The organism is Salipiger sp. HF18 (genome assembly GCF_011806505.1).
Classification (GTDB): Bacteria; Pseudomonadota; Alphaproteobacteria; order Rhodobacterales; family Rhodobacteraceae; genus Salipiger; species Salipiger thiooxidans.
Window position 1 is genome coordinate 1 of sequence record NZ_JAATOS010000847.1, and the last position, 989, is coordinate 989.

The window sequence follows — 989 nt, forward strand, 5'->3', positions numbered from 1 at the left end:
TGCCCGACGCATTGAGCCGCGCCAGCTCGGAGGTCGGGTCGTAAAGGCTGAAGGCCCGCTCGATGCCGCGCACACGGGCGATGGCCTCGGTCAGAGCCGCCTCGGCGCCGGGGCCGTGCAGGGTGATCTCGGCCTCCGCTCCCAGTGCGATGCCACGCCAGCGGGCGGGGGCGGCGGGGCTCGCACCGGCACAGAGCGCGGCGGCGGAGATGCAGAGGAAGCGGCGGCGCGTCAGGCGGCTCATTCGGCGGGTACCTCGCCGGTCTTGGCGATACCACGGCTGCGCGCCTTGCCGGCCAGAACCAGCGGCACGCAGAGCCCCGGGTCGTCGTGGATCTTCACGCAGTCGAGGCACTGGAAACACTCGGAATAGACGATCTTTCCGGTCTTCTCGATGGCCCCGTAGCGGCAGCGCACCCGGCAAAGCTGGCAGGGCGTGCCGCAATCCTTGCGCCGGGCGATCCAGTCGCGCCCGCGCAACAGCCCGCCGATGGCCATGACGGCGCCGAGCGGGCAGAGGTAGCGGCAGAAGCCCTTGAACAACACCGCGCTGAAGAGCAGCAGCCCCGCCGCCCAGGCGACATAGGGCAGCGCGCGCTGGAAATGGGTGGTGATCGCGGTCTTGAAGGGCTCGATCTCGGCCACCGCGTCGACCTCGCCCGGGGCCACGAAGACCACGCCGATCATCGCCGCCAGGACCACGTATTTCAGCCCCTTGAGCCGCCGGTCCCAACGCGGCGACGGCTCGATCTGCGGCAGGCGCAGCAGCCTCCCGAGGTGGCCTGCGAATTCCTGCAGCGCGCCGAAGGGGCAGAGCCAGCCGCAGAAGAACCCGCGGCCCCAGAGCAAGAAGCCCGCGATGGCCGCGGCCCAGACCAGCAGTGAGAACGGATCATAGAGCAGGAAGGCGAAGCTGCCGCCGTCGAGCGCCGTGCGCAGCACCCCGAGCGGCGTGACGATGGAAAGCTGCCCCTGTCCCCAGAATCCGA

General features: G+C 70.4%; 1 protein-coding gene and 1 pseudogene. Both read right to left on the minus strand.

The genetic code is table 11. The features are described 5' to 3' along the window. Positions 1 to 244 (minus strand): annotated as a pseudogene (locus tag HC022_RS27470) (FAD:protein FMN transferase); the annotation flags it as partial. Then, positions 241 to 989, minus strand: a 749-nt coding sequence (locus HC022_RS27475; RefSeq protein ID WP_167454485.1) for a 4Fe-4S binding protein, incomplete at its 5' end; no start/stop codon positions are given. The gene HC022_RS27475 and the pseudogene HC022_RS27470, both read right to left, overlap by 4 nt.